Source organism: Sphingomonas brevis, assembly GCF_023516505.1.
GTDB classification, from domain to species: Bacteria; Pseudomonadota; Alphaproteobacteria; order Sphingomonadales; family Sphingomonadaceae; genus Sphingomicrobium; species Sphingomicrobium breve.
Genome location: NZ_JAMGBB010000001.1, coordinates 2,416,101 through 2,439,560 on the forward strand (window position 1 = coordinate 2,416,101; position 23,460 = coordinate 2,439,560).

Sequence of the window (23,460 nt, forward strand, 5' to 3'; positions counted from 1 at the left end):
TGCCGGACAACAATCGCTTAGTTCGTTATTTTCGCAATGTGGCGCAGGGTCGACTGGGCGCGATCGCGATCGATTACCAGCGCGGCAATTTGCGTGACAAGATCGACCAGAACCAGGTCCCTGACGTTCGGCTCACGCGGCCCGCGGTGATACATGGCGAAGGTGCCGAGCACCTTGCGGCCCGAGGTCAGGATCGGGGTCGACCAGCAGGCACCCAGGCCATTTGCTTCGGCCAGCTCCCGGAAATCGGCCCACAGCGGGTCATTGGCGATATCGCTGACGAACACCGGTTCGGCGGTGTAGGCGGCCGTCCCGCAGGAGCCGACAGAGGGGCCGATCACGGCGCCGTCGATCGCCGCGCAATAGGCTTCCGGCAGGCTTGGCGCAGCGCCATGGCGAAGATGTATGCCGTCCTGGTCGAGCAACAGGATCGAGCCCAGCACTCCCGTCCGCGAGGTCGATTCGACAATGCCGATCAGCTCACCGAGCGTTTCCTCGAGGGGGCTGTCCGCCACCGCCAGTTCGAGCACTCGGCAGAGGCTCTCGGTGGGCACGCCCATCGCCGTATCGCCAGCATCTATCGAACGCAGGTCGGACATGGACTCTCCATAGCGAATCCGCTGCCCCGCGTCACGAAATCGTCAATGGGCAGCCTCGACCGCGGTAATGCCGCTCTTCGTGAGCTGGTCGTTGACGGTCGCCATCAGCCGGTCGAGCCCGGCCTGGTCCTTGGCTTCGGCGCGGGCCACCAGCACATCTTGCGTGTTGGAAGCGCGCAGCAGCCACCAGCCATCAGCGGTGCTGACACGGACGCCGTCGGTAGAATTGACGTCGGCGCCCTCTGCAGCCAGGCGCCCGGCGACCTCATCGATGACCGCGAACTTGCGGCTCTCGTCGACCTGGAAGCGTAGCTCTGGAGTCGCCACCGACAAGGGCATTTCGGACTTGAGCTCGGTCAGCGACTTGCCGCTTTCCGATACCGCTCGGATCAGCCGCACCGCCGCGTACATCGCATCGTCGAAGCCGTACCATTGATGCTTGAAGAAAATGTGCCCGCTCATCTCGCCGGCGAGCGGCGCATCGGTTTCCTTCATCTTCGACTTGATCAGGCTGTGCCCGGTTTTCCACATCAGGGGCTTGCCGCCCATGTCGGCGATGCGATCGAACAGGGTCTGGCTGGCCTTGACGTCGGCGATGATCGTCGCGCCGGGCAGGTCCTTCAGCACCGGGCCGGCAAGGATGATCAGCAGCTGGTCGCCCCAGATCACCCGGCCCTTGCTATCGACTGCGCCGATGCGGTCGGCATCGCCGTCAAAGGCAACGCCGAAGTCGAGGTCATGGTCCGCAACCAGCTTCTTCAGATCGGCAAGATTGGCTTCGACGGTCGGGTCGGGATGGTGGTTGGGGAAGCGGCCGTCGACGTCGGTGTAGAGGGTGAAATGCTCGCCCGGCAGGCGCCGCACCAGCTTCTCGAGGATCGGGCCGGCAGCGCCGTTCCCGGCGTCCCAGCCGATCCGGTAGGCCTTGCCGTCAAAATCTTTGACCAAGGCATCGACATATGCATCGACGATGTCGGTCTCGGTCACTTCGCCGCGGCCTTCGCTCCAGTCACCCTCGGCTGCGCGGCGGCCGAGGTCCTGGATCTCCGCGCCGAAAACCGAGCGACCGTTCAGAAGCATCTTGAAGCCGTTGTAATCGGCCGGATTGTGGCTGCCGGTGACCTGGACGCCGCCGTCGACGTCGAGAGTCGAGACGGCGAAGTAAAGCATCGGGGACGGACCCATGCCAACCCGCACGACGTCTAGGCCACCCTCGGTCAGGCCGCGAACCAGTGCCTGTTCCATTTCCGGCGAATGGGTGCGGCCGTCACGACCCACCGCGACACGAGTCGCCCCCTCGGATGTCGCCAGGGCGGCGTAGCTGCGGCCCAGCGCATAGGCATCGTCGGCGCTTAGGGTCTGCCCGACGATACCCCTTACGTCATATTCGCGCAGGATGGTGCGATTGAAAATATAAGTCATTTTGCCCGCTTGTCGTTTCTCGGGAATCGTCTTTGCGAGGAACGCAGTGACGAAGCAATCCAGTCCGCGCAAAGCTGGATTGCTTCGCTATGCTCGCAATGACGGAAAGCGGCGGCGGTTCCCTAGCCGGCGGCCGCGACCTTCACTTCATCCTCGCCAGGGATGGCGAGACCGGCGATCATTTCGCGCAGTTCCTGGCGGGCGGCGATATGACCGAGGCCAACTTCGCCGAGTTCGCCAAGGTCAAGCAAGGTCAGGCCCTTGGGGAACAGTTCGCGATAGATGACGCGTTCGCCGAGGCCGGGAATAACCCGGTAGCCGACGCGGCGGGCCAGCTCATCGAGAGCGGCTCCGACCCGCTGAAGGTTGTGCGAACTAATGTGCTGGAGGCGATTCCTCAGGACCACCCAATCGACACTTTTGCCGGTTTCCTTGGCGCGCTGGGTGCGGCTGTTCCAGATCAGCTCGGCGTAGAAGCTTGGCTTGGTCACCTTGAAATTTTCGGGATGGACCTGGCCGATCAGGTCAAGGTCGACGAAACTGTCGTTCATTGGCGAGACCAGCGTATCCGCCTTGAGAATGACGGCGCGGGCAATGGGATCGTCGCGGCCCGGCGTATCGACCACCAGAACGTCGGCCTGCTCGGAGAGGCGCGAGATTGCGGCATCGAGTCCGGTTTCGCTTTGGTCCTCCAGCACTTCATAGGCGGCAAAAGGCAATTTCCTGTCGAGCCGGCGCATCGTGGCGTCGCGATTTTCAAGGTAGCGGGTCATGGTCCGCTGGCGCTGGTCGAGATCGAGCGCGCCGACCCGGTGGCCGGACGCTGCCAGCGCAATGGCGGTGTGGACCGCGGTCGTCGATTTGCCGGTGCCGCCCTTTTCATTGGCGAAAACGATGAAGTGCGGCTGGCCCATGGCCTGCTATTCCCCTTGTGAATCCCACAACCGTCCGAATAAGGACAGCCCCCGCCATAGAGATATCGAAGGCCGGAATCGCATGCAAATCATTAGAAGGTTAAGCGATTTGTTCCCGGCCCTCTCCCCTTCGAGGGAAGCTGGTGAAAAATTGGCATTGGTGCCGACGATGGGCGCGCTGCACGCCGGACACCTGGCTTTAGTCGCTGCGGCGAAGTCTCGCGCGGACCGGGTGATCGCGACGATCTTCGTCAATCCGCTGCAGTTCAACGACCCCAATGATCTCGCACGCTATCCGCGGCGTGAAGAAGAGGATGCGGCCAAGCTGGAGGCGGCGGGGTGCGACCTGCTGTGGATGCCGACGCCCGACCAGCTTTATCCCGAGGGCTTCGCGACCACGGTCAGCGTGGCCGGGATCAGCGGGCGCTGGGAAGGCGAGCATCGGCCGGGCCATTTCGATGGCGTCGCCACCGTGGTCAGCAAGCTGTTCATAGCTACCATGCCCAATGTCGCGATTTTCGGCGAGAAGGACTGGCAGCAGCTGGCCGTGATCCGGCGGATGAATGCCGACCTTGGCCTGCCGATAGAGGTCATCGGCCACCCGACCATCCGCGAGCAAGACGGGCTGGCAATGTCGTCGCGCAACGCGCTGCTGAACGCGGATGATCGCGCCAAAGCGCCGGCGATGTTTCAACTGTTGCGGGAACTGGCTGCCGCCATTGCCGGCGGCGACGAACCGGCAGCGGCGATCGAACGGACGATCGCCCGGCTTGTAGAGGCCGGGTTCGGGCCGGTCGATTATGTCGCCTATGTCGACGGAGACAGCCTCGAACCGCTTGACCGCTACCGGCAAAATGGCCGGCTGATTGCCGCCGCATTCCTCGGAAATGTCCGACTGATCGACAATGTCAGTGTCATTTCGGACACAGTCTGACCGACAGGGTCACCGCGCCGTTAACCATTTATTTGTCCCTTGGGCGCGAATTTCGCTTCCAGACGAGAAACAGGGGACGTTTCATGGCGATCAGTCAGAAGAGTGCCGACTTCTTCCTCCGCAGCCGGATGGCCGACGCGGAGGCCGGAAGCGTAGAGGCGCTTTACGAACTAGGGGTCACATTTTCGACCGGCCGCGGCGGAATCGCCGTTGACCTGATCGAAGCGCATAAATGGTTCAATCTTGCCGCTCTGTCCGGCGATACCCGCAGCCAGGCCTGCCGGGCCGAAATCTCGATCGAGATGACGGCGCGCGAAATTGCCGAGGCGCAGCGCCAGGCTCGTGCCTGGCTTGGCCATAGCGGCCAACAACGCCACGCGGCCTAAGCTGAGCCGGAGACCCGGCACGCTTCATGCGGGCCGGATCCCGGGCGCAATTCTCAGCGGATAATCACCGTCACGGCGCGGCGGTTCTGCGCCCAGGCTTCTTCGTTCGAACCGGTCGCCACCGGGCGCTCCTTGCCCCAGCTCGTCACCACCAGCCGCGACGTCGGCACTCCCTGCGCCACGAGAAAGTCACGAACCGCATTGGCGCGGCGCTCGCCCAGCGCCTGATTATATTCGCGGGTGCCGCGCTCGTCGCAGTGGCCCTCGATCGAAGCGCGGACATTGGGCGTCGCAAGCATCCAGCGAGCCTGCGCGGCGAGTGTCGTCTGGGTCGCCTGGTCGAGCGAATATTCGTCAGTCCCGAAATAGACCGTGTCCGACCCCGCCTTGGCGACCAGGTCGGCCTGGAGCGCCGGTAGCTCGACCACTTCCAGGCTGTTGGGATCGGTCGAGTTGGGATCGGTCTGGGTTACCGGCGGCTGGGTAACGTCCGCGGGCGGCGGAGTGCGCTTGGCACAACCGCCGATGGCCAGGGCCAGCGCGGTCATGCTGATCAATACGGTCTTGTTCATATCCACTCCTTGGGTTTCCTGTTCAGGATAAAGGTCGAAATGCGGGTAAGTTGCGCGATGTCAGTTGTTCAACGGCGACCAGCTGGGGTCGGATCCGCCGACCGGGGTCGGCATCAAGCGAGCAGCTCCGCCGTCGACCGGTACGGCATAGAGCCGAGCCGCGCCGGCTCCCTGCGGCGTGCGATGGAACATCACGAACTGGCCATTGGGCGCCCAGCTGGGACCTTCGTCCTGCCACCCGTCGGTAAGAACCTTCTCGCCGCCTCCGCCAGCGTTCATCACCCCGATGCGGAACGGGCCCGCGATCTTGGTGAAGGCAATCAGATTGCCGGCCGGACTCCAGCTTGGCGAGGCATAGCGGCCGCCGCCGAAGCTGATCCGCCGCTGCCCACCGCCGTCGGCGCCCATCAGGTATAATTGCTGAGTACCGGAGCGGTCGCTTTCAAACACGATCTGACGGCCGTCGGGCGAAAAGCTGGGCGAAGTGTCGGCGCCGGGCGCGCTGGTCAGCCGGCGCGGCGAGCCGCCACTCGCTGAGACGATGTAGATGTCGGTGTTGCCATTTTCGGCCATCGAGAAGGCCACGTCGCGGCCATCGGGAGAGAAGCGCGGGGCGAAGCTGATGTGATCCCCGGGGATCAGCAGCCGCTCCTGACCGCTCGCGACATCATAGAGCAGGACGCGAGGCTTCCGGCCGATGTAACTGACATAGACCAGCTTGTCGCCGCGCGGGCTGAAACGGGGGGTCACTACGGTGTTGCGGCCAATGGTCAGATAGCGGTGGTTGCTGCCGTCGCTGTCCATGATCGCGACGCGCTTTTGCCGGTTATTCTTGGGACCGGTCTCCGCGACATAGACGACGCGGGTGTCGAGATAGGGCTGCTGCCCGGACAGGCGCGAATAAACGAGGTCGGCGCATTTGTGGGCGGCGCGGCGCCAGTCGGAGGCGGTGACAGCGAAACCCTGATTGGCCAGCATCCGGCCGGCGGTGACGTCGTGCAGATAGCAGGCGAGGGTGATGCGTCCGTCGGCGCGCGGCTCGATATAGCCCGAGACCAGCGCGGCGACTCCAGCGTTGCGCCAGTTCGGATAGGCCGGGCTGCTCGCCTCGTCGACGGAGTAGGATGGAAGGCCGCTCGGCCCCAACGGCGTGAACATGCCGGTCGAGCGGAGGTCGGACGCAATCACTTCCGCCACCTGTCGGCCGACCACATCGCCCGGCATGACCGGGACGGCGATCGCCGTGCTGGTGCGCACGCTGCCGCCGACCAGTTCCGGGGCCTGGTCCTCCTGCGCGACGGCGGAGCCGGCCAGGCCGGCGAACAGGACGGTAAGGATCAGACGCATGGTCAATTTACCCTGTAGGTGAAGGTGAAGTCATTCCAGCCGCCGGTGGGCGTGTCATAAAGCTCGGCCGGAAGGCGAAGGGGGCTGCAATCGGCAAAGATGCGGCGGACCTGGTCCTCCAGCAGCTCGCCATATTTGGCACGGTCGTCGGGATCGCCGGAAGTCCGGAGCACAACTGGGGGGCGGATCAGGCGGCCGTTCCGGGCAAGCTTGAGATTGACGGTCAACCGGACCTGGCTGGCGCCTTCGCCGATGAATGGCTGGCGGTCGGCGCAAGGTTGGACCTGGCGGAGGATCGCCTGACCGATGCTCATGCGCGCGGTCGCATTAAAGGTCGGAGCCGCCGGTTTCGAGGGGCCGGCCCGGGGTGCGAGGTCGTCGTCCTCTATGCCTTTGAGGAAGTCGGAGCCGATGCGCGAAGCGCGGGGCGCGGGCTTGGCCGGGCGAACCGGTTGGGGCTTGGCTGGGGCAGGGACGATGCTTGGCTGTGGTTTGGGCTGGATTGCCGGGGCGGGCTCAATTGGTTCGGCCTCTCCAATCTCGGGGGCCTGGCTCGGCGGCGGCGGGACGGCGATCGCCTGCGGGGCTGCGGCGGTTTCGCCGATGTCCTCGACGAACTCGACGTCCATGGCTGGCGATTCGGGGACGCTGGCGACGTGGGCAAGGCTCAGCGACAGTGCGCCGATCAGGGCGACGTGAAACAACAGGGCCGCGCCCGTTCCGGTCCATTCCGCGCGGTCGAGCTTCATGGCCGCTGTTCCGGCCCGACCGAAACCAGCGCGACCCGGTTGAGGCCGGCACGGTTTAGCTCACCCATCACGCGCATCACCCGGCCGTAATCCAGCGTGCGGTCGGCGCGAAGATAGATGCGGCGGCCTTCGGGCGGCTGCGGCTGGGCGGCGATATTGGCCAGCGCCCGGGGCAGTTCGGCATCGGCTACGGCCAAGTCGTCGATGGTAATCCGGCCGCCTGCGTCCATCGCAATCTGGACCGGCTTGGCCTGTTGGTCGAGCGCTCCGGCCCGGCTTTCGGGAAGGTCGATCGGAACGCCGGCAACCAGCAGCGGCGCGGTGACCATGAAGATGATCAGCAGAACCAGCATGACGTCGACCAGCGGGGTGACGTTGATCTCCGACATCGGCGCTCGGCGGCGACTGTGGCGGGACGAGGAAGGGAGGTTGGCGCCCATCAGTGACCCGAGGCGATCTCCACTTCGAGCTCGCGGCTCAAGGTGGCGTGGAACCGGTCGGCGAAGCGGCCGAGCCGCGCCTCAAGCCGGTCGAGGCCGTGCGTCAGCCGATTATAGGCGATGACCGCTGGAATTGCCGCGAACAGGCCGATTGCGGTCGCGAACAATGCTTCGGCGATGCCCGGCGCGACCACCGCCAGCGAGGTGTTGTTGGCGCCGGCGATTGCGGTGAAGCTACGCATGATGCCCCACACCGTGCCGAACAGGCCGACAAAGGGCGCGACGGACCCTACCGTAGCGAGGATGTTGAGCCGGTCGCTGAGGCGATCCAGCTCCGACGCGACCGCGGCATTCATCCGGCTCGCGAGGCGTTCGCGCGTGCCAGCTCGGTCGACCTGCGCGGTCTTGGTCGAGCGGCGCCACTCGTCCATCGCCGCCGACATGACCGCGGCAATCGGCAACCGGTCGTTGCCGCGGCTGTTGTGAAACGCGTCGATGTCGCTGGTCGCCCAGAAGTCGCGTTCGAACCGCTCGGTCTGGCGATTGATGCTCTTGAGGCGGATCGAATGGGTGAAGATGATCGCCCATGTCCAGATGCTGGCCAACAACAGGCCGAGCATCACGATTTTGACGACCACGTCCGCCTGCAAAAACAGGTTCAATGGGCTCATCAGGTCTGCGGCTGCTTGCACGTCAGGCATTATTTCTCGCTGATTTGCTTGAATTGCTCGACCCATGCGCGGGGCTGCCGCTTGGGCCGGTTGTTCGGGTCGAGAAAGGCAGCGGTGACGTTAGCATCCGCCAATGTTTCAGTTCCCCGCATGACTCGTTGATGAATGGTGACGCTCGCTGCCCGCACCTGCTGGACGGTCGATACAACCAGCAAATCGTCGCCGAGTTGCGCCGGTTTGAGGTAACGGATGCCGACTTCGGCGACGGCATAGACGCCTTCGCCGGCGGTCTTGGCCGCTTGCTGGTCGATGCCGACCGCCCGAAGCATGTCGGAGCGCGCACGTTCCATGAACTTCAGATAATTGGCGTAATAGACGATCCCGGCGGTGTCGGTGTCCTCGAAATAGACCGTCAGCGCGAAGCGGTGCTGATCGCCGACGAACCCGCCGCGATATGGTTGGTCAAAGGGGGATGAATCCATCGTTTCCGCATTAACCAGCCCCGGACTCGGCCCGCAACCCTTGGAGGGCGAAAAGTGGCCCTAACGGGGCTGGCCGCTGGCCGACTTGGCACCGTTCAGCGCTTCGACCTCGCGAATGAGGTCGCCCATCGGCGCGTTCATGTCGGCCAGATGCATGCCCCAGCCTGGAATGAAGAAACCGAGCACTCCGACCTCGCCGCCGATCCGGTCGGTGCGCTTGTCGGTGGGGTCGGCGTTGGTGCGGATCGAAAGATAGCCGCGCGGGCCTTCGTTGACGCACCTGGCCGACACCAGTCCTTCGGTGCGAAGGAAGGGGGAGGGCGGGGAGCCTTCGGCAGACCATTCGATTGGGCCGCCCGGAACCGGCTGCTTGCTGAACGCGTACCAATAGCTGTCGAGCGGCATCCAGCCCGTTGCGCCGGGCTCTGCCGGGTTGGTGCAGGCGACGGTCATGCCGGGAAGTTCGGCATAGCCGAATATGGCGCCCGGCGGCGGAGCATTCTTCTCGCGGTAGCTGGTCCAGGTCATGACGCAGCCGGTCTGGCCGGGCCGCGAGCAAAGCGGCGTGGACTTGAAGGTGCCCCCGACCAGCTTCCCCTGCGGAACAAGCACATTGAAGCCGGGGATGAGCGCCAGCTTCATCTGGCCGGCGATCGGCTTGCCTTCAATTTCCTGCGCGATCAGCGTCTGCAGCATCCAGCTGCCCTGGCTATGGCCGACCAGCACGAACGGCCGCCCCTTGTTGTACTTTGCAAGATATTCCCGCCAGGCGGCGCGAACGTCGCCATAGGCGGTTGCGAACGGGCCCTTATAGTCGGCGCCGGCGGCGACGGCGGTGATCAGTCCGACCGTCATCGACCGGTAAATCGGAGCGAAGGTGCGGCAGGTCCCGGCAAATCGGGCGAACTGCACCTCGACCGCGACCCGTTCCTCATCAGGCACAAGGTCGCTGTTGACGCCCTTGTCGCGGCTGACCGTCGGATAGACGTAGAAACAGTCGACTCCGGCATTCTTGACCACTGGCGACTGCCCCGTCGAACCATAGCCGTTGGGATTCAGCGCCGTCGTCCGGAGCGGGGTCGAGCAAATGTCGGTTCGACCGGGCAGGCACAGCCAGTTCGATCCGCTCGAATAGTCGGGCAAGGCCGGGGCGGTGCCGGCCTGGGCGGCGGCGAGCAGGACGGCGGCAACCAACATCATTTGTCTCCCTGGTCGAACAATCCCGTCTGCGCTCCCTGCGGCGGTGTCAGGCCCAAATGGGTCCAGCCGCGCCCGTTGAGGCAGCGACCTCGTGCCGTGCGGGCGATGAGGCCCAGCTGAATGAGATAGGGCTCGATCACTTCCTCAAGCGTGTCGCGCGGCTCGCTGAGGCCGGCCGCCAGCGTCTCGATCCCGACCGGGCCGCCACCGTAAAGGTCGGCGATCATGGTGAGGTAACGCCGATCCATCGCATCGAGCCCGAGCCGATCGATCTCCAGCCGGGTCAGGGCGCGGTCGGCAACTTCGGCGTCTATCGCCGGGGAGCCGGCGGCATGGGCAAAATCGCGGACGCGCCGCAGCAAGCGGCCGGCAATGCGCGGCGTGCCACGGCTTCGCCGGGCAATCTCATGCTCGCCTTCAGCGGTGGTCGGTGCGCCAAGCAGCCGGGCGGCGCGGCGGACGACCTGCTCCAGCTCCTCATTGGTGTAGAAGTTCAGCCGGACCGGGATCCCGAACCGGTCGCGCAGCGGAGTCGTCAGCAGCCCTTGGCGGGTCGTGGCCCCGATCAAGGTGAAGCGCGGCAGGTCGATCCGGACCGAACGGGCCGATGGCCCCTCGCCGATCATCAGGTCGAGCGCGCGATCCTCCATCGCCGGATAGAGAACTTCCTCGACCGCGGGATTGAGTCGGTGAATTTCGTCGATGAACAGGACATCGCCGTCCTCAAGATTAGTCAGCAATGCGGCAAGGTCGCCCGACTTTGCGATCACCGGGCCCGAGGTGGCGCGAAAGCCGACCCCCATTTCCCGTGCGACGATCCCGGCGAGCGTGGTCTTGCCGAGGCCCGGGGGGCCGTGAAACAGCACATGGTCGAGCGCTTCGCCGCGCGCCCTGGCGGCATGGACGAACACCCGGAGGTTTTCGCGCGCTGCCTGCTGGCCGATGAATTCGTCGAGGCTCTTGGGGCGCAGGGCGACATCCGCGTCCTCTGCGGTCCGCTCTGGCGTAGTGATGCGGGCGGGATCGGTGGCCATGCGCGAACCTTGTGACAAGTTGCATCGGCCCGCGCAATTGGTCACGCTGCGCCGCGAACAGGGAGGTGGGGCATGTTGATCGACCGGCGAACGATGTTGGCGGGGAGCGCGGCACTGGCGGCCGCGCCCGCCATGGGCAAGCCGCAGCCATCCAGGGCGGGGTGGTACGACCAGGCAATCGTGATCGATGCGCTGGGCGGCGTGGGTGATCCCTATGGCCCGGAGGAGCAGTTGCGGCTCAGCGACCGGGCATGGAGCGAGATGGTCGCAACCGGCGTCACGCTGCTCCGCGACACGGTGTTCCCGGTCGGCAACGGTGCCGACAATTGGGCGGACTATCAGAAGGATGTCGCGGCCAAGAAGAATATCCTCAACGCCAATCCGGACCGCCTGGTGATGGTGAGGACCGCGGCCGACATCTTGAAGGCCAAGCGCGAAAAGAAGTTCGCCTGGCTGCTCGGCACTCAGGACACGTCGATGGTTGGGCCCGAACTCGACCGGCTGGCGCAGCTAAAGAAGGACGGGGTGATGACCGTCCAGCTGACCTACAATAATCGCAACCTCAGCGGCGATGGCGCGCTGGAACCTGCCAATGCCGGCCTGTCGAAGCTCGGCCGGGCGACGATCGAGCGGATCGAGGCGGAAAAGCTGTTGCTCGACCTGAGTCATGGCGGCGCTCGAACCATGGCCGAGGCGACGGCGCAGGCCAAGCGGCCGCTGGTCATCAGCCATACCGGCGCAAAGGCGCTGACCGACCATCCCCGCAATACCGACGATGCGACAATCAAGGCGGTCGCCGACAAGGGCGGGGTAGTCGGCGTTTATTTCATGCCGTTCCTGACGCTCGACAGTCATCCCAAAGGCGCGGACCTGCTGGCCCATGTCGAACATGTCGCCAACGTCGCCGGCGAAGATCATGTCGGCATTGGCACCGACAACGGCGTGCTTCCGACCACGCTCGACGAAGAGACCAAGCGGAAGTTGAAGGAATGGCAGGAACAGCGGATCAAGGCCGGCATCGCCGCCCCGGGAGAGGCGGTCGGGGTCTATCCGCTGGTCGAGGATTACAATAGCGTCGACCGCTACCGCCGCTTCGCCGACGATCTTGCCAGGCGCGGCTGGAGCCAGGCGCGGCTGGAGAAGCTGATGGGAGGCAATTTCCTGCGGGTGTATCGGGAGGCGTGGGGCGGCTAACCGGTGATCAGAACATTGGAATAGACGTGCCAACCAACCAACACGGCTTTCCCGCCCTCAACGCGGAAAACAAATTCCTCGGTACCAGGCCCGCGTTCGAATTGCACCTCGCGGTTCAACGTCACAAGGTGGCCTCCAGTACCGACATTGATGTTCCAGGCAGTGGTCTTGCCAGATTTGTAGGGGCCCAACTTGGTGCGCATCACGGTCAATAATTTGACGAATTCGTCGCGAGTGATTGAGCTTTTCATTTCCGGTGCCGACGTATCGTAGATTTGCGCAATTTTGCCGGCATCCACATCCCGGTGAAAATTGGCGACGCCAACCTCCGCCGTCTTGGTGTCCGCTCCCGCAGAGCACGCCGTGAGCGCTAGCGCTCCGACGATCGATAAAAGCCGCCGTGACATATTTCCCCCCGACCGAATTAGTCCCTGTGTTCGATATTCTCGCCGACCAGTTGCACCCAGGGGTGCTTGCGGCGTTCCCACACCGAATAGTCGATGCAGTCGAAATAGGGGTCTTCGAGCGCCCCGAGCGGCAGCGCCACCAGCTCCGGAAAATTGCCGCCGCCGTAATGGACCGTCGAGCCGCAGTTCGGGCAGAAATGATAGGTGGTTTGCTGACCGCTGTCGGCGGTGCGGACCCACCGCCGGGACTCGCCTTCGAACGTGACGCGCTCCGCCTCCCACCTAGCCTGGGCGGAAAAGGCGCTGCCCGTGCGCTTCTGGCAGGCAAGGCAATGGCAGATGGAGACCCGCACCGGATCGCCCTGGGCCGTGGCCCGCAACTGGCCGCAGCGGCAGGAGGCCGTGTTGGCGGTCAATCGTGCTCCACGCCGTCGCCCACTATCTCGACCCAGCCGTGTTTGCGGCTTTCGTAAATCGAATAGTTCGGCGTCAGGAAATAGGGGTCGTCGAAGGCGCCGAGCGGAATGGCGATCTGCCCGTCGACCCTGTCGTTGTTGTCGTAATAGACGTCGGAGCCGCACTCCGGACAAAAATAGAATCTGGCCGCTTTGCCGCTGTCGCCGACCAGTTCGAAGGAGCTTGAGCGGCCTTCGAGCGTAACCTGCTCGGCCGGCCAGCGAGCCTGGGCGGCGAAGGCGCTTCCGCTGCGTTTCTGGCAATTGAGGCAATGGCAGACCGACATGCGGACGGGATCGCCAGCGACAGTGGCTTTGAGCTGCCCGCAGCGGCAGGAGGCGGAATGGATGGTCACTTCGCCAGCGCTTTCTCGATCCGCCGCCAGACGTCGGCAACCGCTTCGACCGCCAGATTGGACCGTGGAAACAGCTCGCCGACCGGCGCGCGCTCCTCACTCATCCGTTCATAGGCGCTGGCCATCGGGATCACCGGCCAGCCCTTCTGCGCAATCAATGCGTTGCGGTGCAGCGCGCGGCGCCTGTCGACCATCGAAAAGACCGGGGCCAGCACCACCTTGGGCCCTTTCTTCTGGGCGACGTGCGCCTTGATCTCGTCGAGTGCGCGCCGCGACAGGGCGGCGGGGATTACCGGCACCACCGCCAGGTCCGACGCGCGCAATATCTGGTCGGCCGTGTCGGTCATGCCGGGCGGGCAGTCGATGATGATCCGGTCATAATCGCCAGTCAGGTTGCTGGCGACCTTGGCCAGCCGCTTGCGCTTGCCGAGGTCGTGGAAGGCATGATCGAGGTCGCGTAGCGACTGATCGGCCGGCAGCAGGTCAAGGCGCTCGATGGCGGTCGCGCGGATCAGCTTGGAGGGATCGGAATCGCGGATGATGCTGCGTTCGGCCTTGTGGCCGCCGGGCGGATCCTGGCCGAGGATATAGGTGGCGGCGGCCTGGGCATCCAAGTCCCACAGCAAGGTGCGGCGCTTCGACAAAGTGGCGCTGGCCCAGGCGAGGTTGACGGCCAGCGTCGTCTTTCCGACCCCGCCCTTGGCGCTGTAGAGGGCGATGATCATTTGGCCGCCTTCCTCAGCGCGAGCCGGACGAGTGCGTCGAGGCTGGCTTCGGGACCCAGCTCGTCGTTGGCGGCAGCAACCGCGGCGTTGGCCTCGGCCGGCTTGAAGCCGAGGTTGGCGAGCGCCGACAGCGCGTCGGCGGCAACTCCGCCGCGCGGGGCAGGAGCGCCCGCGCTGCCGGCGAGAGCCGGGGCGCCAAGCTTGCCGGCCAGTTCGTTGACGATCCGCTGGGCGAGCTTGGGGCCGACCCCGTTGGCCCGCGCGACCATGGCCTTGTCGCCGTGCGAGACGGCAGTCGCAAGTTCAACCGGGTCGAGCACCGACAGGATCGCCAGTGCCACCCGACCGCCAACCCCCTGGACGCTGGTCAAGGCGCGAAATGTTTCGCGTTCGCCTGCCGAGCCGAATCCGAACAAGGTCCAGCCATCTTCGCGGACCTGTAGCTCCGTCAGGATGACGACATCGCCCCCGGCGGGCCCAAGGGCATCCAGCGTGCGTCCGCTGGCCTGCACCTGGTAGCCGACGCCCTGAACGTCGATGATGGCGCCGTCGGCGCTGGTCTCGACAAGCTTTCCGGCGAGGCGGGCGATCATGGCCCAAACGTCTAGGCCAATTCATCGCCGGCGCAAGCGAGTCACAAAAGCTGCGCATAGGCCAGCGCGGCGCGTAGCAAATCGTGATAAGCGAAAATTGCCGTTCGCCATTGCGACGAGTCGGACTCCTTTGGCCAGGGGCTGACGCAAAAGCGCAATGATAAGCGGCGAGACGGACTGGGGGCGGGGAATCACTCTGGAGCCAAGGAGGCTGCCCGATGCCGACGATCAATACCCGCGACGGAACCGAGATTTTCTACAAGGACTGGGGTCCGAAGGACGCGCAACCAATTCATTTCCATCATGGCTGGCCGCTCAGTTCCGACGACTGGGACAACCAGATGATGTTCTTCCTCGACAAGGGCTATCGGGTGATCGCCCATGACCGGCGCGGTCACGGCCGCTCTGGCCAGACCGACAGCGGCAATGAGATGGATACCTACGCCTCCGACGTCATCGACCTGGTTGCTGCGCTCGACCTTCGCAACGCGGTCCATGTCGGCCATTCGACCGGCGGCGGCGAGGTTGCCCATTATGTCGCCCAGGCCGAGCCGGGCCGCGTGTCCAAGGCCGTGCTGCTGGATGCCGTCCCGCCGGTAATGGTCAAGAAGGACAGCAATCCGGGCGGAACCCCGATCGAAGTGTTCGACGGCTTTCGCAAGGCGCTGGCCGACAATCGTGCCCAGCTCTATCTCGATGTGCCCACCGGTCCGTTCTACGGGTTCAATCGCCCTGGTGCGAAGGTGTCTGAAGGCCTGATCCGCAACTGGTGGCGGCAAGGGATGATGGGCAGCGTCAAGGCCGGTTATGAATGCATCAAGGCCTTTTCCGAGACCGACTTCACCGAGGATCTGAAGAGGATCCAGCAGCCTGTGCTGGTGATCCACAGCGAGGACGATCAGATCGTGCCCTACGCGGACTCAGGGCCGCTGGCGGCCAAGCTGCTGCCCAACGGGACACTCAAGACCTACAAGGATTTGCCGCATGGCTGCCATGCGACGCATCCCGACCTGATCAACGCGGACATCCTTAACTTCATCGAAGGGCGTCCGGTTGAGGAATTGGCCGAGGAGCAGAAGGTCGAGGTGGTGCTGACCTAGCTCAGCCGAGGCGCCGGGCGCTGGCGAGGTGGTGAGCATGAGTGATCGCCACCGCCAGCGCATCGGCTGCGTCGGGGCCTGAAATAGCACAGCCTGGGAGGAGGCGCTGGACCATCGCATGGACCTGCGCCTTGTCGGCAGAGCCGGTCCCGACCACCGCCTTCTTGACCAGCCGGGCAGCATATTCGCCGACGTCGAGCCCGGCGCGGGCGGCGACCATCAGCACCACGCCGCGGGCCTGGGCGAGCTTCAAGGTCGATTGCGGATTCTTGTTGACGAATATTTCCTCGGCCGCGGCCGCGTCAGGGGCGTGATCGGCGAGCAGTGACTCGAGTTGGGAGGCGAGGTGCGATAGCCGGCGGGGCAAAGGTTCCGACGCGTCGGTCTTGAGCTGGCCATTGGCGAGGTGACGGAGGCGATTGCCTTCGGCCTCGATCAAACCCCAGCCGGTCGCGCCCAGGCCGGGGTCCAATCCCAGGACTTTAGGCAAGCTTCTCCAGCTCCTCGTCGGGGACATCATAATTGCCCCAGACAGTCTGGACGTCGTCATCCTCTTCCAGCGCGTCGATCAGCTTCATCAGCGTCGCCGCGTCGTCGCCGACCACGACCGTCTCGTTCTGCGGCTTCCAGCCGAGCTTGACCGCCTCGGCTTCGCCGATCGCCGCTTCGAGCGCCTTGGCGACCTCGTGCAGCGTGTCGATCGAGGTCCAGATTTCGTGGCCGTCCTCGTCGCTCTGGACGTCGTCGGCGCCGGCCTCGATCGCCGCATCGAGAATTTTTTCCTCATCGCCAGCGCTGGCCGGATATTCGATCAACCCCATCCGGTCGAAACCGTGGCTGACGCTGCCGCTGGCACCCAGATTGCCGCCATTCTTTGAAAAGGCGGTGCGGACATTGGTCGCGGTCCGGTTGCGGTTGTCGGTCAGCGCTTCGACGATGATCGAGACGCCGCCCGGGCCGAAGCCTTCGTAGCGGACCTCCTCATAATTTTCGGCATCGCTCGCCGACGCCTTGTCGATCGATCGCTGAATATTGTCCTTGGGCATCGACTGAGCCTTGGCAGCCAGGACGGCAGCCCGGAGCCGGGCGTTCATGTCGGGATCCGGCAGGCCCATCTTCGCCGCGACCGTAATTTCGCGGCTTAGCTTGGAAAACATCGCCGAGCGCTTTTTGTCCTGCGCGCCCTTGCGATGCATGATGTTCTTGAATTTGGAATGGCCGGCCATTTGCGTCCTCTTAGCCTAGGCCGAGCGCCGAGCGATAGGTTTCGAGCAGCGCGTCGGCTTCCTGCCGGACATGGGTCTCCATGCGGCGCAAGGCGACGACCTTGCGCATCGTCTTCGTGTCATAGCCATTGGCCTTGGCTTCGGCGTAGACGTCCTTGACGTCGTCGGCGATGCCCTTCTTCTCTTCTTCAAGTCGCTCGATACGCTCGATGAACAGCCGCAGCTGGTCTGCCGCGACAACGCCTTCACTCATGGGGTGCCCTCTTCGAATCTCATGAAACTGCAATTGAGCCGGCTCAGTAGGCGACCGGCCGGTCGGCCTCAAGCCGGTTGAACAGGGAGCAACAGCCGCTATGGCAAGCCAATGCTGAAACCCCGTGAGCGGAAAGTGAAAATCCTGGCAACGCTGGGTCCGGCCTCGTCGAGCCCGGAAATGATTCGCGCGCTGGTCGAGGCGGGCGCGGACGCCTTCCGGATCAACATGAGCCACGGCAGCCAGGCGGAGAAAGCCAAGCTGGTCGAGGCGATCCGGGCGCTGGAGAAGACACTTCACCGTCCGATGACGATCGTGTTCGACCTGCAGGGCCCCAAGCTCAGGGTAGGCAAGTTCAAGGGCGGGTCTGCCCAGCTCACCGAAGGCCATATGTTCGTGCTCGACCGCCTGCACGAGCCGGGCGATGCGGCCCGTGTCGAACTGCCGCATCCAGAGCTGTTCGAAGCTCTGTCGAAAGACTCCCACCTGCTGATCGACGACGGCAAGATCCGGCTCCGGGTCGCGGCGGTCGAGAAGGACAAGATCGCGACTGTGGTCGAAGTCGGCGGCAAGGTCAGCAACAACAAGGGCGTCAATGTTCCCGGCGCGCTGATCCCGATCCCGGCCCTGACCGACAAGGACCGCAAGGATCTAGCGTTCGCGCTGGAGCAGGGCGCCGACTATATCGCGCTTTCGTTCGTCCAGCGGCCAGAGGATGTGGCCGAAGCCCGGACGCTGGTCGAAGACCGGGCCGCGCTCCTCGCCAAGATCGAAAAGCCGCAAGCGATCGAGCGGCTGGGCGAAATCCTCGAGCTTGCCGATGCGGTGATGGTCGCCCGAGGCGACCTTGGCGTCGAGCTGCCGCCGGAAGGGGTGCCGCCGCTGCAGAACAAAATCGTCGCAGCCGCCCGGCAGGCCGGCAAGCCGGTGGTGGTGGCAACGCAGATGCTGGAGTCGATGATCGTCGCACCGACCCCGACCCGCGCCGAGGTCAGCGACGTCGCCAACGCCATTTATGAAGGCGCCGACGCAATAATGCTTTCGGCTGAAAGCGCCGCGGGTGCCTTTCCGGTCGAGGCGGTGGCGATGATGGACAAGATTGGCCGCAGCGTCGAAGCCGACCCGGTCTATTCGGCACGGATTCACTTTACCGAGACGCCCGCCGAGGCCACCACCGCCGACGCGCTATCGGAAAGCGCGGCGCAGATCGTCAAGATCATCGGGGCACGGGCGATGGCCTGTTACACCGCGTCCGGATCGACCGCCCGGCGGATCGCCCGCGAGCGAGCCCAGGTGCCGACCCTGGCAATGACCGTGAGCATGAAGGTTGCGCGCCGGCTTGGACTGCAGTGGGGTGTCCATGCGGTACATACGCGTGACGTCTCCAGCTTCGAGGAGATGGTCGGCAAGGCCAAGCGAATGGTCCTTCGCCATCATTTTGCGGAAGGCGGCGACCGCATATTGATCATGGCCGGCGTCCCGTTCCGGACGTCCGGAACGACCAACGTTATCCATGTGGTGAAGCTCGTCGGAGACGAACTGGACAGCTACGCCAACGAGGCCTGACGCCGGCGCCCTCGACTAATCGGCAATTTTGGAACGCTTTAGCCTTCCATTTGTTGACATTAGTTAACCAAAAGTTAATGATGTACGATTGGTGACAAAGCGAGGGGGTGCAACGTGACCGTTATCGAGTCGACCCATACCAGTAACCGCAAATATCTTATCACCGGCGCAGCTGTCGTGGCTGTTGCCGTTGCCGCCTACGGGCTTGGCCGGGTCTATCCGCCGCTCGGACCGGTGGAAGGGACAATTGCTCCAGCCGGGCGCTATGTGTCGCCCCAGGTCGGCGAGGGCGACGTAACGCTAGGCGATACATCGGTCGCCAAGCTGATGCAGACTGACGTCTTCGAGCTGATGACCAAGGACAAGAACTTCCAGGCGCTCGCTCGCGATCCGGCCTTTGCCGTCCTGGCGCAGAATCCGGCGGCACTTGCGTCGCTGGCAGCTAATGCCCAGGCATTCGAAGGCCTGGCGAAGGATCCGAATGCCTTTGCCAAAATGGCTGCGCAGGCTCAGGCAGTTGCTGCCGCCGGGCGTGAAACCAATGCCCAATCGGCCCAGCTATTCTCGGCAATGGCCGCCAATCCGGCCGCCTTCGAAGCGCTGGGGCGCTACCCGGCGGCGGTGCTGGCCATGGCGCGCGAACCGCAAGCCTTCGCCCAATTCTCGAAGGATCCGCAAGCCTTTGCGGCAGCGGTCAAGAATCCTCAGGCAATGCCGGCGATGGGCCGCGAGGCCAATGCATTCGCCAAGCTTGCCGCCAACTCGCGGGACTTGAACGCGATCACGGCCAACGGGCAGGTGTTCAATGCCATCGCCCAGAATAGCGCCGCATTGCAGTCGCTCGCGCAAAACCAGGCGTCATTGCAGTCGGCGGCGGCGCAGGCGGCCTCTTTCGCGGCCAACGGGCACCTGTCGCAGGCGTTTGATGCCAAGGCAGCTACCGCGCTGGCGCAAAATGGCCAGGCATTCAGCCAGCTGGCGCTGCAGCCGCAACTGTTCAGCGTCATGGCGCAATATCCGCAGGTGTTTGCCTCGCTGGCGAATCACCCGCAGGCGCTAGCCAATATGGCCGCCAATGCCCGGGCCTATGCTCAATTCTCCAAGGATGCGCAGGCATTCAAGGATGCGGCGGCCAATGCCCAGGCGAACACGGCCATGTCGAGGGATGCGGCGGCGTTCGCCAAGCTCGCGGCTGACTCCAACGCGATGGCCAATCTGACGGCCAATTCGCAGGTGTTCAACGCGATCGCCCAGAACCAGGTGGCGTTCAATGCGCTGGCGACCAATCCGCAATTGCTGGCTGCGGCGACCAATACCGCTGCGCTGAACAGCATGGCGGCCAATGCGCGCTCGTTCCAGGCGGCGTCCCGCGACGCCAAGGGCCTTGCCGCGGCGGCGCAGAGCGCCAATGCCTTCCTGTCCCAGGCGAATGCCGCCAAGATGGCGTCGCAGGGACGGGTGGATGCGCAAATGATGGCATCGCTGACTTCAAATGCGCAGGCCTTCGCCGCGATGACGTCCAATCCAAATGCCTTCGCGCAATTGGCCAAGCAGCCGAATGCGCTGGCCGCTTTCGCCAAGAATGCTGACGCATTCACGGCGCTTGGACGGCAGCCGGCGTTTAACTCCCTGGCGTTGAACCCGTCATTTGCTGCCGCACTACAGCAGAGTGGGGCTTTTACCGCGCAGGCGAGATAGTAGCGGCGGCCGAAAGGCCGGAAGGGGGGCGATGAGCGGGGCGAAGTGGCGTAGCCGCCAGCTAGTCAGGGGAGGCGCGGCTGCGTTGCTGGTCAGCGCGGCGGCCGGCGCCGTCGCGCAAGAACGGACCGATCCGCCCCCTCCCCAGCCGGCGACCACCACGGTCGCCGAGCCCGTCGCCCAACCGGAAACTCCGCCCGACCAGCCGAAGCCCGAACCCGCTCCGAAGGAGCCGGAGCATGTCCCACCGAGTGCCGGCGGGCTGGATCTGTCGACGCTCGAAACCGACAATTTTTCGCTGCTCTATTTCGACCCGGTCCAGACATATCTGACGCCCTACCTGGGCCGGGCGTTCGAAAATGCCATCGCCTGGCACAAGCAGCGGTTCGACTGGAAGCCGTGGGACCGGACCACGGTCCTGCTCAAGGACTTCGGCGATTATGGCAATGCGGCCGCGCGCTCGTCGCCCAACAATGCCGTGCTGCTCGACGTCGCGCCGCTATCGCAGACGATGGAGACCTTCACTCCGGGCGAACGGTTCTTCACGCTAATCAACCATGAGCTGGCGCACGTCGCGACGATGGATGTCTGGAACAAGCACGACGCCTTTTGGCGGCGGTTCCTGGCAGGCAAGCCGATGCCGATCCAGGAGCATCCGGAATCGATCCTCTACAACTATCTGGCGACGCCCCGGAATAATGTCCCGCGCTGGTATCTCGAGGGATCGGCGGTGTTCTTCGAAACCTGGATGGCGGGCGGGCTCGGCCGCGGCCAGGGAGCCTTTGACGAGATGGTGTTCCGCGCCAAGGTTCGGGACAAGGACAAGCTTTATTCACCGCTCGGCTTGGAGAGCGAGGGCACCGCGATCGATTTCCAGGTCGGGGTCAACGACTATCTCTACGGCACACGCTTTTTCTCCTGGCTGGCGCTGACCTACGGGCCCGACAAGGTCGTCCAGTGGCTGCGGCGGGACGAGGGCAGCGCCGGTTTCTATGCCAGCCAGTTCAAGCGCGTATTCGGCAAGAAGCTCGATGATGCATGGGCCGACTGGCACAAGTGGGAACGGCAGTTCCAGCAAGAGAATCTGGCGAAGCTGTCGGCCTATCCGCTGACCGAGGTGCGGCACCTCAGTCCGATGGGCCTGGGCTCGATCTCACGCGGCTTCGTCGACGAGCGCAACAACCAGCTGGTGGCTGCCTTCCGCTATCCCGGCGAGATCGGCTTTGTCGGCACGATGGACCTGGCCACGGGCAAGCTGCGCAAGCTGGCCGAGATAAAGGGCATGATGCTCTATCGAGTTACCAGCCTGGCCTATGATCCGGACAGCCGCAAAGCCTATTACACCGAGGATAATTACGCGTTTCGCGACATCATCGAGATCGACGTCGACACCGGCCAGAAGCGCACGCTGGTGAAAGACGCGCGGATCGGCGATTTCGCCATCAACCCGCGCGACAAATCCCTGTGGGGCATTCGCCACCAGAACGGCTACGCGACCATCGTCCGCCTGCCGCCGCCCTACACCTCGTTCAACCAGGTCTTTACCTTCGACTATGGGATCACGCCGTTCGATCTCGATTTCTCGCCCGACGGATCGCTGGTTTCGGCCAGCTATGGGGAGATCAACGGCACTCAGTCGGTCCGGGTTTGGAAAAGCTCGGCGCTCGAGCAATCGGGGATGCTGGACGAAGTGGCTCGGCTCGACCTGCCGCCATCGACGCCGGAAGGCTTCACCTTCGCGCCCGACGGCAAGTCGCTTTACGGCACCAGCTATTATACCGGCGTTTCCAATGTCTTCCGCTTCGACCTGTCGACCAAGCAATATGAGGTCCTTAGCAATGCCTCGACCGGCTTCTTCCGGCCGATGCTGCGGCCGGACGGGCAGCTGCTGGTCTACGAATATACCGGGGAGGGGCTGAACCCCTCGATCATTCGCCCGGAAAAGCGCGACGATCTCGGCACGGTCGAGTTCCTCGGCACCAAGGTCGTCAATACCCACCCGGAACTCAAGCAATGGGGCGTCGGATCGCCCGCCAAAGTCGATCTTGATCCGCTGGTCACCGAGCGTGGCAAATATAATGCGACCAAGCGGATGAAGCTGGCCTCCGCCTACCCGATCGTCGAAGGCTATAAGCAGAAGCCGGCCGCTGGTTACTACCTGCACTTTGAAGACCCGATGCAGTTCCACCAGCTGAGCGCCAGCTTCAGCGTGTCGCCGTGGGACGGCATTCCGGACAAGGAGTGGTTCCACGCCGACATCGAATATCGCACGCTCAACTGGAAGCTGCGCTACTGGCACGACGATGCCGACATTTACGACCTGGCCGGTCCGGTGCTGCGCAGCCGCAAGGGCGATGCGGTTATCGTCAGCTACAACAAGACCAAGATTTACGATCCGCCGCGCCAGCTCGACCTGTTCGGCAGCGCCGCCGCCTATTTCGGCCTGGAGCAACTGCCTTCGGCGCAAAACATCCCCAGCCCCAAGAACATATTCTCGGCGGAAGCGGGCGTTCGTTACACCAATACCCGCAAGTCGCTGGGCGGCGTCGATCATGAGAAAGGCGTTGCATGGCAGCTGGTCGGCGGGGCCGACGCAGCAGACGGCGATTATTACCCACACATCTGGGGCGGCGTCGATTACGGCCTACCGCTGCCGCTGGCCAATACATCGGCCTGGATTTACGCCCAGGGCGGTCTGGTGGGTGGCAAATCGGACAATCCCTTGGGCGCATTTTACTTTGGCAGCTACCGCAACAACTATGTCGATAACCGGCCGGAGAAACGCTACCGCGAGCTGGAAAGCTTCCCCGGCTTCGAAATCGACCAGATCTCCGCTCGGCAATTCGCCAAGCTGACAGGCGAAGTGAATTTGCCGCCCATAAGGTTTGCCGAGCTGGGCGCACCGATCTTTTACATGAGCTATGCGCGTCCGGCACTGTTCGGTGGAACCATGCTGCTCAAGTCGCCTGAAGGCCGGAGCTATCGGCTCCACGATTTCGGCGCGCAGGTCGACCTTGCCTTCACCGTCGCGATGCGGCTGCCGATGGTTTTTTCGTTTGGCGTCGCCCACGGTGTCGGCGACAAGGACATCGACGGGCGAACGGAGTGGCTTGCATCACTGAAAATCATGTAAGGTC

26 protein-coding genes are annotated in these 23,460 nt (G+C 64.1%); 7 read left to right on the plus strand and 19 right to left on the minus strand.

What is annotated here, in order from left to right; translation table 11 throughout:
- Positions 1-17: 17 nt before the first annotated feature.
- The 3 genes from LZ518_RS12415 to LZ518_RS12425 form a co-directional block, all read right to left on the minus strand.
- Complete coding sequence (locus LZ518_RS12415; RefSeq protein ID WP_249916288.1) at positions 18-599, minus strand: GAF domain-containing protein; 582 nt, start codon at positions 597-599, stop codon at positions 18-20.
- 42 nt (positions 600-641) lie between these two features.
- A complete protein-coding gene (gene pgmG / locus LZ518_RS12420; protein WP_249916289.1) occupies positions 642-2,021 on the minus strand; it encodes a phosphoglucomutase/phosphomannomutase PgmG in 1,380 nt (459 codons plus the stop codon).
- Positions 2,022-2,143: 122 nt separating this feature from the next.
- Entirely contained in the window at positions 2,144-2,935 is a 792-nt protein-coding gene (locus tag LZ518_RS12425; RefSeq protein ID WP_249916290.1) for a division plane positioning ATPase MipZ, read from the minus strand.
- A gap of 82 nt (positions 2,936-3,017) precedes the next feature.
- On the opposite strand from LZ518_RS12425, the gene panC reads away from it, so the two are divergent.
- Together panC and LZ518_RS12435 are read left to right on the plus strand one after the other, a co-directional pair.
- Positions 3,018-3,869, plus strand: coding sequence for a pantoate--beta-alanine ligase (gene panC / locus LZ518_RS12430; protein ID WP_249916291.1), 852 nt, complete (start codon positions 3,018-3,020; stop codon positions 3,867-3,869).
- Positions 3,870-3,952: 83 nt separating this feature from the next.
- Positions 3,953-4,255 (plus strand): SEL1-like repeat protein, encoded by a 303-nt coding sequence (locus LZ518_RS12435; RefSeq protein WP_249916292.1) that lies wholly within the window; start codon positions 3,953-3,955, stop codon positions 4,253-4,255.
- 53 nt (positions 4,256-4,308) lie between these two features.
- On the opposite strand, the gene pal is transcribed toward LZ518_RS12435, so the two are convergent.
- The 8 genes from pal to ruvB are packed head-to-tail and all read right to left on the minus strand — an operon-like array spanning position 4,309 to position 10,750.
- Entirely contained in the window at positions 4,309-4,827 is a 519-nt protein-coding gene (pal, locus tag LZ518_RS12440) for a peptidoglycan-associated lipoprotein Pal (RefSeq protein ID WP_249916293.1), read from the minus strand.
- 60 nt (positions 4,828-4,887) lie between these two features.
- Complete coding sequence (gene tolB / locus LZ518_RS12445) at positions 4,888-6,174, minus strand: Tol-Pal system beta propeller repeat protein TolB (RefSeq protein WP_249916294.1); 1,287 nt, start codon at positions 6,172-6,174, stop codon at positions 4,888-4,890.
- Positions 6,175-6,176: 2 nt separating this feature from the next.
- On the minus strand, positions 6,177-6,923 hold the full coding sequence (locus LZ518_RS12450; protein ID WP_249916295.1) for a hypothetical protein: 747 nt from the start codon (positions 6,921-6,923) through the stop codon (positions 6,177-6,179).
- Positions 6,920-7,363, minus strand: coding sequence for an ExbD/TolR family protein (locus LZ518_RS12455; protein ID WP_431358223.1), 444 nt, complete (start codon positions 7,361-7,363; stop codon positions 6,920-6,922). Before LZ518_RS12455 ends, LZ518_RS12450 begins: the two co-directional genes overlap by 4 nt.
- Positions 7,363-8,034 (minus strand): protein TolQ, encoded by a 672-nt coding sequence (gene tolQ / locus LZ518_RS12460; RefSeq protein WP_249916297.1) that lies wholly within the window; start codon positions 8,032-8,034, stop codon positions 7,363-7,365. The genes LZ518_RS12455 and tolQ overlap by 1 nt, the downstream gene beginning before the upstream one ends.
- A 29-nt stretch (positions 8,035-8,063) precedes the next feature.
- Positions 8,064-8,516, minus strand: a complete 453-nt coding sequence (locus tag LZ518_RS12465; RefSeq protein WP_249916298.1) for a YbgC/FadM family acyl-CoA thioesterase — start codon at positions 8,514-8,516, stop codon at positions 8,064-8,066.
- A gap of 60 nt (positions 8,517-8,576) precedes the next feature.
- The gene (locus tag LZ518_RS12470) at positions 8,577-9,716 is read right to left on the minus strand and encodes a DUF3089 domain-containing protein (RefSeq protein ID WP_249916299.1); all 1,140 of its coding nucleotides are present in this window, start codon (positions 9,714-9,716) and stop codon (positions 8,577-8,579) included.
- Positions 9,713-10,750, minus strand: a complete 1,038-nt coding sequence (gene ruvB, locus LZ518_RS12475) for a Holliday junction branch migration DNA helicase RuvB (RefSeq protein ID WP_249916300.1) — start codon at positions 10,748-10,750, stop codon at positions 9,713-9,715. Before ruvB ends, LZ518_RS12470 begins: the two co-directional genes overlap by 4 nt.
- Before the next feature lie 72 nt (positions 10,751-10,822).
- Between ruvB and LZ518_RS12480 the strand changes: the two genes are divergently transcribed.
- Positions 10,823-11,944, plus strand: coding sequence for a dipeptidase (locus LZ518_RS12480; protein WP_249916301.1), 1,122 nt, complete (start codon positions 10,823-10,825; stop codon positions 11,942-11,944).
- On the opposite strand, the gene LZ518_RS12485 is transcribed toward LZ518_RS12480, so the two are convergent.
- Genes LZ518_RS12485 through ruvA form a run of 5 tightly spaced genes read right to left on the minus strand, consistent with a single transcriptional unit; the run spans position 11,941 to position 14,480 of the window.
- The gene (locus LZ518_RS12485) at positions 11,941-12,351 is read right to left on the minus strand and encodes a DUF4019 domain-containing protein (protein WP_249916302.1); all 411 of its coding nucleotides are present in this window, start codon (positions 12,349-12,351) and stop codon (positions 11,941-11,943) included. The two genes, LZ518_RS12480 and LZ518_RS12485, sit on opposite strands and share 4 nt — an antisense overlap.
- Before the next feature lie 17 nt (positions 12,352-12,368).
- Complete coding sequence (locus tag LZ518_RS12490) at positions 12,369-12,767, minus strand: GFA family protein (protein ID WP_249916303.1); 399 nt, start codon at positions 12,765-12,767, stop codon at positions 12,369-12,371.
- Complete coding sequence (locus LZ518_RS12495; protein WP_249916304.1) at positions 12,764-13,162, minus strand: GFA family protein; 399 nt, start codon at positions 13,160-13,162, stop codon at positions 12,764-12,766. The genes LZ518_RS12490 and LZ518_RS12495 overlap by 4 nt, the downstream gene beginning before the upstream one ends.
- Positions 13,159-13,887 carry a ParA family protein gene (locus LZ518_RS12500; RefSeq protein WP_249916305.1) on the minus strand — a complete coding sequence of 243 codons (729 nt, stop codon included), beginning with the start codon at positions 13,885-13,887 and terminating at the stop codon, positions 13,159-13,161. The genes LZ518_RS12495 and LZ518_RS12500 overlap by 4 nt, the downstream gene beginning before the upstream one ends.
- A complete protein-coding gene (gene ruvA, locus LZ518_RS12505) occupies positions 13,884-14,480 on the minus strand; it encodes a Holliday junction branch migration protein RuvA (protein WP_249916306.1) in 597 nt (198 codons plus the stop codon). Before ruvA ends, LZ518_RS12500 begins: the two co-directional genes overlap by 4 nt.
- Positions 14,481-14,698: 218 nt before the next feature.
- Here ruvA and LZ518_RS12510 point away from each other — a divergent pair, with 218 nt between their 5' ends.
- On the plus strand, positions 14,699-15,580 hold the full coding sequence (locus tag LZ518_RS12510) for an alpha/beta fold hydrolase (protein ID WP_249916307.1): 882 nt from the start codon (positions 14,699-14,701) through the stop codon (positions 15,578-15,580).
- 1 nt (position 15,581) lies between these two features.
- Here the strand turns inward: LZ518_RS12510 and ruvC are convergent, their stop codons facing one another.
- From ruvC to LZ518_RS12525, 3 genes are read right to left on the minus strand one after another with little or no spacing between them, the layout of a single operon-like run.
- Positions 15,582-16,070: a crossover junction endodeoxyribonuclease RuvC gene (gene ruvC / locus LZ518_RS12515; protein ID WP_249916308.1), complete on the minus strand. Its 489-nt coding sequence runs from the start codon at positions 16,068-16,070 to the stop codon at positions 15,582-15,584.
- The gene (locus LZ518_RS12520; RefSeq protein ID WP_249916309.1) at positions 16,063-16,806 is read right to left on the minus strand and encodes a YebC/PmpR family DNA-binding transcriptional regulator; all 744 of its coding nucleotides are present in this window, start codon (positions 16,804-16,806) and stop codon (positions 16,063-16,065) included. Before LZ518_RS12520 ends, ruvC begins: the two co-directional genes overlap by 8 nt.
- A 10-nt stretch (positions 16,807-16,816) precedes the next feature.
- Positions 16,817-17,059, minus strand: a complete 243-nt coding sequence (locus LZ518_RS12525) for a DUF2312 domain-containing protein (protein ID WP_249916310.1) — start codon at positions 17,057-17,059, stop codon at positions 16,817-16,819.
- A gap of 111 nt (positions 17,060-17,170) precedes the next feature.
- Between LZ518_RS12525 and pyk the strand changes: the two genes are divergently transcribed.
- The 3 genes from pyk to LZ518_RS12540 all read left to right on the plus strand — a co-directional run bounded on the left by pyk (position 17,171) and on the right by LZ518_RS12540 (position 23,456).
- Positions 17,171-18,625, plus strand: coding sequence for a pyruvate kinase (gene pyk, locus LZ518_RS12530; RefSeq protein ID WP_249916311.1), 1,455 nt, complete (start codon positions 17,171-17,173; stop codon positions 18,623-18,625).
- Positions 18,626-18,739: 114 nt separating this feature from the next.
- Complete coding sequence (locus tag LZ518_RS12535; protein WP_249916312.1) at positions 18,740-20,323, plus strand: hypothetical protein; 1,584 nt, start codon at positions 18,740-18,742, stop codon at positions 20,321-20,323.
- A gap of 31 nt (positions 20,324-20,354) precedes the next feature.
- A complete protein-coding gene (locus tag LZ518_RS12540) occupies positions 20,355-23,456 on the plus strand; it encodes a YncE family protein (RefSeq protein ID WP_249916313.1) in 3,102 nt (1,033 codons plus the stop codon).
- Positions 23,457-23,460 lie beyond the last annotated feature (4 nt).